Origin of the sequence: Methanosphaera sp. A6 (assembly GCF_001729395.1) — an archaeon.
Lineage (GTDB): Archaea > Methanobacteriota > Methanobacteria > Methanobacteriales > Methanobacteriaceae > Methanosphaera > Methanosphaera stadtmanae.
In genome coordinates this window covers 25,529-35,042 of record NZ_MAIF01000112.1, presented here as the reverse complement: position 1 = coordinate 35,042, position 9,514 = coordinate 25,529, and the positions used below count along the sequence as shown (strand labels likewise).

Sequence of the window (9,514 nt, the reverse complement as noted above, 5' to 3'; positions counted from 1 at the left end):
AAAATGAGTTAGAATTATTTTTTTGAATAAAAAAATAATCATGTTTTTTAAATAGGAGGAAAAAATATGGCTAACGACGATATTAAGATAATCGTTTTCAGTTGTAACTGGTGCTGCTATGGTGGAGCAGATACAGCAGGAACATCAAGAATGCAATACCCACCTAACATAAGAATGATCAGAGTAATGTGCTCTGGAAGAATCGAACCTCAATTTATTCTCAAAGCTCTAAGAGAAGGAGCAGACGGAGTATTTGTAGGTGGATGTCATATGGGTGACTGCCACTACGATGCAGGTAACTACAAATTTGATAGAAGAATGAGATTAGTATACAGATTATTAGATGAACTTGGTCTTGAAAAAGAAAGAGTACAACACGACTGGATCTCAGCTTCTGAAGGTGAAAAATTCGCAAATACAATTAGAAGAGTAACTGCAGAAATCCAAGAGCTTGGTCCTTCACCACTCAAAGAACAAATAAATCAGGAGGCATAAGTAATGGCAGATAAAGTAAAAATAGGAACAATGTGGCTAGGTGGATGTTCTGGATGTCACATCGCATTAACTGATTTACACGAATTATTATTAGACGTATTAGACGTTGCAGAATTCGAATTCAGCCCAGTATTAATGGATACAAAATATGATGAAATTCCACACATGGATATCATATTCATAGAAGGTGGAATCCGTAACGAAGAAAACAGAGAATTAGCTGAAGTATTAAGAGAAAAAGCTGATATGGTTGTAGCATACGGTTCATGTGCAGAATTCGGAGGAATTCCTGGATTAGGTAACTTATACACTCCAGAAGAATTAGAAGAAGAAGCATACTTAAACTCTTGTTCTACTGTAAACCCTGATGGAATCATTCCAAGTGAATCTGTACCTCACTTAGAAAGCAGAGTAAGACCTTTAGCTGATGTTATAAAAGTAGATGCAGCATTACCTGGTTGTCCACCAAAATCTGAAGTAATTGCACAAGTAGTCATTGCTTTAGTAAAAGGTGAACCTGTGGAAATTCCAGATAACAACCTTTGTGATGTATGTGAAAGAGAAAAACCACCTACGGGTATGGCAATGGATACCATTAAAAGGCCATGGGAAGTTGGAGCAACAGACAAAGATTTATGTTTAGTACCACAAGGTATAATTTGTTTAGGTCCTGCAACCCGTCCTTTATGTGGAGCACAATGTCCAGCAGTAGATACACCATGTCGTGGATGTTACGGTCCTACTGACAAAATATTAGATGCAGGAGCAAAAATGATAAGTGCTATCTCATCAGACTTTGGTGTAGAAGACGATAAAACTGTAGATCCTGAAGAAGTTGCAAATCAAGTAGAAGATGTAGTAGGAACATTCTATACTTACACATTACCAGCAGCTTTAATCCCATTAAAAATTAAAAACTAATTAATGAAGGAGGAAAAAATATATGGTAGAATTAACATTAGAACCTGTAACAAGAATCGAAGGTCACGCTAAAATTACAGTAGATCTTGATGAAGAAGGAAATGTAAAAGATACAAAATTACATGTAATGGAATTCAGAGGATTTGAAAAATTCTTACAAGGAAGACCTATTGAAGAAGTACCTAGAATCGTACCTAGAATCTGTGGTATTTGTGACGTACAACACCACTTAGCTGCAGCAAAAGCATGTGACCAAGTATTTGGTTATAATGACGATGAAATACTTCCAGCTGCATACAAAATGAGAGAAATTATGAACTGGGCATCTGTAATGCACTCACACACATTAAGTTTCTACTTCTTATCTGCACCTGATTTCATAGGTGGAAAAGATAGAAAAACTAGAAACGTATTCCAAATTATTAAAGATGCACCTGAATTAGCTAAAAAAGCTTTAGCATTAAGAAGAAACTCTCAAGATATCGTAACTGCAATTGGTGGAAGACCAATTCACCAAGTATCCAACACACCTGGTGGAATTACCACTGAATTAACAGACGAAGAACAAAAAGATAATTTAGTAAAAGCTCAAGAAGCACTTGAACTTTCATTAGATACATGGGATGCAGCACAACCTATCTTTGAAGAAAACATGGATCTTATTAAAACACTTGGTAATGTAGAAACATACCACTGTGGTTTAGTAGATAAAAAAGATGGTAGTTGGGATATGTACAACGGTAATGTAAGAATGACCGATAAAAAAGGTGACATCTACGCTGAATTTGGTTCACAAGATTACACCGACTACATGGCTGAAGGCGTAAAACCATACTCCTGGTTAAAATTCCCATACATAAAAGAGTTAGGATATCCTGAAGGTATCTACAGAGTAGCTCCTTTATCAAGAATTAATGTATGTACAAAAATGCCTGATGCAGCAGAAAGAGCTCAAGATTACTTAAATGAATTCAGAAAAGACTTCGGATATGCTCAAGAACCTTTATTATTCCACCCAGCAAGATTAATCGAATTAGTAGCAGCTTCTGAATTAGCTGTAGATGGTCTTGAAGGAGATTTAAGTGGAGAAAAACGTCCTGGAGCTATTGACCGTTCACAAATCACTGGTAAAGGTGTAGGTATTGTTGAAGCATCAAGAGGAACATTAACTCACCACTACGAAACTGATGAAAACGGTTTAGTAACTAAAGCAAACATTGTAGTAGCTACAGTACAAAACAACCCAGCTATGGAAATGGGTATTCAACAAGTAGCTAAAAACTACATAAAACCTGGAGTAGAAGTTGACGATAAAATCTTCAACTTAATGGAAATGGTTATTCGTGCTTACGATCCATGTCTATCCTGTGCTACTCATCAATTAGATACCCAAATGAGATTATCTACAGTAGAAGTATATGATCACATGGGTAACTTAGTTAAAAAAGTCTAAGTAAATAAATCTAAAAATACGATCTTCTAATGAAGAGTGTACTTGAATTATGAAATAAGGGATTCTATCTCTTATTTCTTTTTCTTTCAAATATTTAATTAGTTTAAATATTTTAAACTAATAGGGTATTGTATTTAATATTGTTTGTTAGATATTACAAACAGATTATGACTAAAATAATACAAATGGGAACATAGACTTCATAGTATGAGATTTATCTTGACTAATGAAGCTATGCTTTTTATTTTTTATAAATTACTTTTTTTTGAAATATTAGTATTATTTTTTAAAAATAGTAGGATTTTTTAATTTTTTTTTCTCAAAAAAACTGTATGTTTATATTTGATTTATAATTTCATCTACATTGTATATTGAGGGATTTGTTTTATTAAAATATACTCCACTAATGATGTTAATACCTAGTTTTAGATAGTTTTTTATGTCATTGTTTTTATTTGTAGCATATTTTATTTTCAGTTTTGTTTTTGGAAATACTATTCTTAGTATTGAAATTATTTTTTTAATGTAGTCTTGTGTATACTGTGGATTGTATTCTTCTGGTGTATCATAGAATGGATCATATCCTATAATTTCAATAACATCAGGATTTATTTTAAGTAAATTATCAATTGTATGTTTTAGGTCTACATGTCTTTCATAATTATTTATCATAAATTCACATACTATTTGAATATTTGAATTATCTTTAATTATTTTTGATAGTTTTGACATCTTCTTATTGAAATTTACATGATTTCTTTTAATAAAGGGATTGTGATTTGTTAGTGTATAATCTATTATCAATGAATTTATATTGTAATTACTAATTTCATAGTAATCATCAAAATTCTCTAATTTAACATTAACACCTAAATCATATCTACTCAATATTTTTAAAACTAGGATAAGATCTTCAATTTTAGAATTACATCTACCATAACAATTAATAGCCTCTATTGGATATGATGAAATATATCTAATATTATAATCTATGATATTTTTAATATATTCAGGATTATATTTTTTATGTGACTGTGGTGTTCTATAACCACATGTAGGACAATTATCATCAACACCATAAATGTCAGGATAATAAATATTAGTTTCAAATTTTATATTTTCATTTAATTTTCTTTGAGTATCTTGTGATTTTTCATATAAAAAAGTAATACTTTCTATATCATCTAATTGGAGAATATATTCTAAATCTTCACTTTCTATTTTTCCATTTTCTAAATTATTTATCACTATTTGTAACATTTTTTATCTCCATTGGATTTAACTCAAAAGAACTTAACTTAAATTTTTTTTTAATCAAGCATTTTTTAATAAACTTAAGGTCTAACTAAAAATAATTTCTTTATTATTTTACTTAAAAAACCTTTTTTTATAGTTTTAAATCTGATTTATTTTTACTTAAAAAGTAAAAACATTTATATGTTTATTCTTATTATATATTTCAATTGTAAGAATATTTATTACAAATAACAATTAGTATTACAAAATATTCAATAATAATGTTTATCTTTGTATTACTCATAATGAATTAAACGTACTATAAACGGTTATTAAATTATATCCTAGTGGTAATTCGTGTTACTAGGAGTATTTATTCTTTGTATGAATATTTGAGCACAAAAATTATGGAAATGTATTTTTAGATAACAGTTGGAGGGGTATATTTCTATTACTTAAGTTTATAAATAATTGATTTAAAACTGAATTTTTTTTCACCAGTACATTCAATGTACAAATATAAAAAAAATTACTTTCTTGTTTCATTAAATTATTTTCACCAACTAAATCAATTTAATGAGAATAACATCAATAGTAATTGTGGAAAAAAAGAGTATTATAGAACATAGTAACCCGGAATGAATATGATAATTTCATTTCTTAATGAATATAATTTAAGAGGTGTACATATAAATGCCAACATATGAAGACAAAATAGATTTGTATGGGGTAGATGGAAAACTTTTAGAAGAACAAGTACCTCTAGAAGCAATTAGTCCAGTAATAAACCCTACAATTAAAAATATTATACAAGAGATTAAGCGTTCTGTTGCTATAAACTTAGCAGGTATTGAAAAATCATTAGCAAACGGAGCATACGGTGGAAAAGCTAATTTTATTCCTGGAAGAGAATTGGAATTAGATATTGTTGACAATGCAGATGCAATTGCTGACAAAATTGAAAAAATGTTAAAAATTAGTGATGATGATGATTTCAATTTAAACTTATTAAATGGAGGAAAACAAATATTAGTTCAAGTTCCTTCAGAAAGATTAAGTATTGCAGGTGACTACTCTGTAGCACCATTAGCAACAGGATCAGCATTAATTCAAGCTATTCTCGATACTTTTGACATCAACAAATATCAAGCTTCTGAAATTAAAACAGCAGCTATGGGTGGATACCCACACAACGTAAAATTAGGCGGAGCATTAACTACCTTATTAGGTCAAACAACTCACCTTGAAGGATTAGGTTACAGTCTAAGAAACATTGGAGCAAACCACGTAGTAGCTATTACAAAGAAAAATACTCTTAACGCAGTAGCTTTATCCTCTATTTTAGAACAAACTGCAACATTCGAAATGGGTGACGCAGTAGGTGCATTCGAAAGAAGCCACCTTTTAGGATTAGCATACCAAGGATTAAACGCAAACAACATAGTTTATGACTTAGTAAAAGAAAATGGTAAAGCAACACTCGGTGATGTAATTATTTCATTATTATCTAGAGCTTTAGATGATGGAGTAATCAGAGTAAAAGAAACATTACCTTCCGGATTCAAATTATACGAACCAGTTGACTGGGCATTATGGAATGCATATGCAGCAGCAGGTCTTATTGCAGCTACAATTGTTAACGTAGGTGCAGCAAGAGCAGCTCAAGGTGTAGCATCATCTATATTATACTTTAACGATATCTTAGAATACGAAGCAGGTTTACCTGGTGTAGACTTTGGTAGAGTAATGGGTACAGGTGTAGGTATGAGTTTCTTCTCACACGGTATTTACGGTGGTGGAGGACCTGGTGTTTTCAACGGTAACCACGTAGTAACAAGACACAGTAAAGGATATGCTATCCCATGTAACGCAGCAGCTATGGCTTTAGATGCAGGTACACAGATGTTCTCTGTAGAATCTACATCAGGTTTAGTTGGAGAAGTATATGGTAGCGTAGACAATTTAAGAGAACCAGTAAAATATGTTGCTGAAGGAGCTAGTCAAGTAAAAGATAAACTCTAATTATAAGGAATGTTTAAAATGTCAACAGATAATAATGAAGCAGAAGTTAATGTTATAAAAGCAACCGATGTAAAAATTTTTCCAGATAGAATTTTAAAACCTGAAACAACAGAAACTATCTTAAACAAGGTAATGAAGTTGGAAGGTGTTTTAAGAATTTTAATAAATGGTGAAAGATTACCTACAGTAGTGACTATGGGTCCAGCAAGGGGAGCACCAGTAAATCACACTGATAGGAAAACAATTAATGTTAAGGGTAACGATGTTCCATTGAGAGTATCTGTTGGAGAAATAATTTTAACAGTCCAATTAGACAATCTTGAAGATTTTGTAACAGAAGTCAATAATATTTTAGATGAAACCTTAAAATTCGGATATAATGTTTCAGTTGGTGTGTTTACAAAAACAAATACAACTGTAAGTGATTATATGAAATATGGTCAAGGTTTTGAAGATAAAATAGATTCAAGACTTATCGGATTAGTTGATCCAAATGCAAAATCATCAGAAACCATAAGATATATCAGGTGATTGTAAATGGCATATGAAGTACAATATTATCCTGGAGAAAGTGTTATTGCAGAAAACCGTAAAAAACACATGAATCCAGATCATGAACTTAAAAAACTTAGAAATATTGCAGATGACGATATAGTAAAACTTTTAAGTCACAGAAACCCAGGAGAAGGTTACAAAACAGTACACCCACCTCTTGATGAAATGGACTTTGAAGAAGATACTATGAAAGACTTCGTAGAACCAATCGACGGAGCTAAAAAAGGAATTCGTATAAGATACATACAATTCGCAGACTCAATGTATAATGCACCTGCTCAACCATACGACAGAGCAAGATCATACATGAGAAGATTCAGAGGAGTAGATACAGGTACACTCTCAGGAAGACAAGTAATTGAAATGAGAGAATCTGACTTAGAAGAAACTTCCAAATTATTATTAGAATCTGAATTCTTTGATTCCGCTAAAACAGGTTTAAGAGGAGCAACCGTACACGGTCACTCATTAAGACTTGATGAAGACGGATTAATGTTTGATGCATTACAAAGATACGTATTCGATAAAGAAACTGGTCACGTTGTATACGTAAAAGATCAAGTAGGAGTAGAACTTGATGAACCTATTGATGTAGGAGAACCATTACCAGAAGACGAACTTAAGAAAATAACAACCATCTACAGATCTGACAACGTCAGCTTAAGAGATGATGAAGAAGTTATTAAAGTAGTTGAAGCTATTCACTTCGCAAGAACTGATGGTGGATATGGTTTAGAAGTATTCAACAACGATTTAAAAAGTAAATTAGGTGGTAACTAATGGATAATGAGAAAAAATTATTCTTAAAGGCTTTAAAAGAAAAATTCGATGAAGACCCTGAAGAAGAAAACACTAAATTTTACTGCTATGGTGGATGGGAACAATCCGCAAGAAAAAGAGAATTTGCTGAAGAAGCTGAAAAAGCTGTAGAAGCACGTGGAGGATTACCATTCTACAACCCAGATATAGGTGTACCTCTTGGACAAAGAAAATTAATGGCATACCAAGTATCTGGAACAGACACATATGTAGAAGGAGACGACCTTCACTTCTGTAACAACTCTGCAATTCAACAATTAGTAGACGATATTAAAAGAACTGTAATTGTAGGTATGGATACAGCTCACGGTGTACTTGAACAAAGATTAGGTGTAGAAGTTACTCCTGAAACAATCAACGAATACCTTGAAACAATCAACCACGCACTCCCTGGAGGAGCAGTTGTACAAGAACACATGGTAGAAGTTGACCCTGGATTAGTAACTGATTCCTACGCAAAAATATTCACTGGTGACGACGACTTATTAGATCAATTAGATCAAAGATTTGTAATCGACATCAACAAAGAGTTCCCTGAAGAACAAGCTGAAATGCTCAAAAAATACATAGGTAAAAAAACCTACCAAGTAAGTAGAGTACCTACATTAGTAGTACGTGCTTGTGATGGAGGTACAACCTCCAGATGGTCTGCTATGCAAATTGGTATGAGTTTCATTTCTGCATACAAATTATGTGCAGGAGAAGCAGCTATTGCTGATTTCTCATACGCAGCAAAACACGCAGATGTAATTTCCATGGCTAGTGCAATGCCATCAAGAAGAGCAAGAGGTCCAAACGAACCTGGAGGTGTAACCTTCGGTGCATTCTCTGATATGGTACAAACAAGCAGAGTAACAGATGACCCAGCTGAAGTAACTTTAGAAGTTATTGGTGGAGCAGCACCATTATACGACCAAGTATGGTTAGGTTCATACATGTCTGGTGGTGTAGGATTCACACAATATGCTACAGCAGCATACACAGATGAAATATTAGATGACTTCATTTACTATGGTAAAGACTACGTAGAAGGTAAATATGGTGGATTATGTCAAGCTGAAGCAACTTCCGAAGTTGTAAAAGACATTGCAAGTGAAGTAACCTTATACGGATTAGAACAATACGAAATCCCTGCAGCATTAGAAGACCACTTTGGTGGATCACAAAGAGCAGCAGTTCTTGCAGCAGGTGCAGGTTGTTCAGTAGCATTCGCAACTGCTAACTCTAACGCAGGTGTAAATGGATGGTACTTAAGTCAATTATTACATAAAGAAGGTCACAGTAGATTAGGATTCTATGGTTACGACTTACAAGATCAATGTGGATCATCCAACTCACTCTCTGTAAGAAGTGATGAAGGACTTATTCACGAATTAAGAGGTCCTAACTACCCTAACTACGCAATGAACGTAGGTCACCAACCTGAATATGCAGGTATTGCTCAAGCACCACACGCAGCAAGAGGAGACGCATTTGCACTTAACCCATTAATAAAAGTAGCATTTGCTGATAAAAACTTATCCTTCGATTGGGCTCACCCAAGAGAATGTATTGCAAAAGGTGCTGTTAGAGAATTTATGCCTAGCGGTGAACGTGACTTAATCAACCCAGCTTTATAAGTTAGTTGATTTTGTTGATAAATATAGGGTTTAGTTTATATAATATGTTGTACATAAATATAGACTGGAGTTTTCCAAGTAAAAAAATATAAAAGTATTATATATATTAAATAATAATTTAGAGTGACCATGAGCAAGGTACGACCTGTATTACCTGGGTAAACAAGGTACGATCTGCATCATGTCATAGTAAAATTATTATGTACTTTTTTACTGGAAATAAATTACGGGACTTTCTTACTTAGAAAACTAATCCTTATATTTATTTCCTTTCTTTTATTCTTTTTAAAATTACTAAATTTTTAACTTATCTTGTAAACTATTTTTTTATAATATTTTTAATTATCTAATTTAAGCATGTTTTTATCATATGATAATTATTTTTTTATTTAAT

Annotated in this window: 8 protein-coding genes; 7 read left to right on the top strand and 1 reads right to left on the bottom strand. The window is 32.5% G+C overall.

Annotated features, from left to right (window positions below):
- Nucleotides 1–66 precede the first annotated feature (66 nt).
- From A9758_RS04330 to A9758_RS04320, 3 genes are read left to right on the top strand one after another with little or no spacing between them, the layout of a single operon-like run.
- Nucleotides 67–495 carry a hydrogenase iron-sulfur subunit gene (locus tag A9758_RS04330; protein WP_011405924.1) on the top strand — a complete coding sequence of 143 codons (429 nt, stop codon included), beginning with the start codon at nt 67–69 and terminating at the stop codon, nt 493–495.
- Between the two features lie 3 nt (nt 496–498).
- Complete coding sequence (locus tag A9758_RS04325; protein ID WP_011405925.1) at nt 499–1,416, top strand: F420-non-reducing hydrogenase subunit G; 918 nt, start codon at nt 499–501, stop codon at nt 1,414–1,416.
- Between the two features lie 22 nt (nt 1,417–1,438).
- Nucleotides 1,439–2,869 carry a Ni/Fe hydrogenase subunit alpha gene (locus A9758_RS04320; RefSeq protein ID WP_011405926.1) on the top strand — a complete coding sequence of 477 codons (1,431 nt, stop codon included), beginning with the start codon at nt 1,439–1,441 and terminating at the stop codon, nt 2,867–2,869.
- Nucleotides 2,870–3,205: 336 nt separating this feature from the next.
- On the opposite strand, the gene A9758_RS04315 is transcribed toward A9758_RS04320, so the two are convergent.
- Nucleotides 3,206–4,129, bottom strand: a complete 924-nt coding sequence (locus tag A9758_RS04315) for a hypothetical protein (RefSeq protein ID WP_011405927.1) — start codon at nt 4,127–4,129, stop codon at nt 3,206–3,208.
- Between the two features lie 669 nt (nt 4,130–4,798).
- Between A9758_RS04315 and mcrB the strand changes: the two genes are divergently transcribed.
- Genes mcrB through mcrA form a run of 4 tightly spaced genes read left to right on the top strand, consistent with a single transcriptional unit; the run spans nt 4,799 to nt 9,120 of the window.
- Nucleotides 4,799–6,127 (top strand): coenzyme-B sulfoethylthiotransferase subunit beta, encoded by a 1,329-nt coding sequence (mcrB, locus tag A9758_RS04310; RefSeq protein ID WP_011405928.1) that lies wholly within the window; start codon nt 4,799–4,801, stop codon nt 6,125–6,127.
- A gap of 18 nt (nt 6,128–6,145) precedes the next feature.
- Nucleotides 6,146–6,658, top strand: coding sequence for a methyl-coenzyme M reductase operon protein D (mcrD, locus tag A9758_RS04305; RefSeq protein ID WP_112149341.1), 513 nt, complete (start codon nt 6,146–6,148; stop codon nt 6,656–6,658).
- Nucleotides 6,659–6,664: 6 nt separating this feature from the next.
- Complete coding sequence (gene mcrG / locus A9758_RS04300; RefSeq protein ID WP_011405930.1) at nt 6,665–7,462, top strand: coenzyme-B sulfoethylthiotransferase subunit gamma; 798 nt, start codon at nt 6,665–6,667, stop codon at nt 7,460–7,462.
- The gene (mcrA, locus tag A9758_RS04295; RefSeq protein WP_011405931.1) at nt 7,462–9,120 is read left to right on the top strand and encodes a coenzyme-B sulfoethylthiotransferase subunit alpha; all 1,659 of its coding nucleotides are present in this window, start codon (nt 7,462–7,464) and stop codon (nt 9,118–9,120) included. Before mcrG ends, mcrA begins: the two co-directional genes overlap by 1 nt.
- Nucleotides 9,121–9,514 lie beyond the last annotated feature (394 nt).